The organism is Chryseobacterium mucoviscidosis (assembly GCF_002177115.1).
GTDB lineage: Bacteria > Bacteroidota > Bacteroidia > Flavobacteriales > Weeksellaceae > Chryseobacterium > Chryseobacterium mucoviscidosis.
Genome location: NZ_MVAG01000150.1, coordinates 1 through 702, shown reverse-complemented (window position 1 = coordinate 702; position 702 = coordinate 1). Strand labels below are relative to the sequence as shown.

General features: G+C 37.5%; 1 protein-coding gene. It reads left to right on the top strand.

Features of this window, described 5'->3' with window-relative positions; translation table 11 throughout:
• Positions 1-19: 19 nt before the first annotated feature.
• On the top strand, positions 20-702 hold a 683-nt coding region (locus B0E34_RS19015), incomplete at its 3' end, for an IS982 family transposase (RefSeq protein ID WP_087712054.1).

The following is a 702-nucleotide window of genomic DNA, read 5'->3' as shown; positions in this document are numbered from 1 at the left end:
ACAAATACTAAAACACCTCATGAAAAACAAAGATATGCTTTTTGACGAAAATCTATTGATAGAAATCTTCATCAAAGCTGATGACCTGTGTAAAGAAATTGAAAGCGAAGTGTTTTCAAAAATCCTCGAAGATAAAACAATTTATGGTGGCTATCAGAAGCCTTGCTGTAAAATGAGCGAGAGTGAAATAATGACCCTTCTGATTTATTACCATTACTCAGGATACAAATGTTTTGAATATTTCTACTGTCAGTTTGTCGCCAATGAGTTAAGCTCTTATTTTCCAAAGCTTTTAAGCTATAACCGTTTTACCGAAGTCCTGTCCTGTGTTTCCCTTCCTCTGTTTATTTTTGCCAAAGTCCTGTGTTCCCTTAGTCTGCAAACGGGAATAAGTTTCATTGATTCAAAAAAGATCGTTGTCTGTCATAACCGCCGCATCCATCAGCATAAAGTATTCAAAGGCAGAGCGGCACGGGGCAAGTCCTCTACCGGATGGTTCTATGGTTTTAAAGTCCATCTGGTTATTAATGAAAAAGGGGAAATCCTGGATTTTGATCTCACTCCCGGAAATGTAGCGGATAATAACCACAGCCTTCTGAAACGCATTTTAGGGAAAGTAAAAGGTCTTTGTTTTGGGGATAAAGGTTACAATACTGCTTTATGGAAAGATTTCTTTCAGCAGGGACTGAAAATTATTACCAA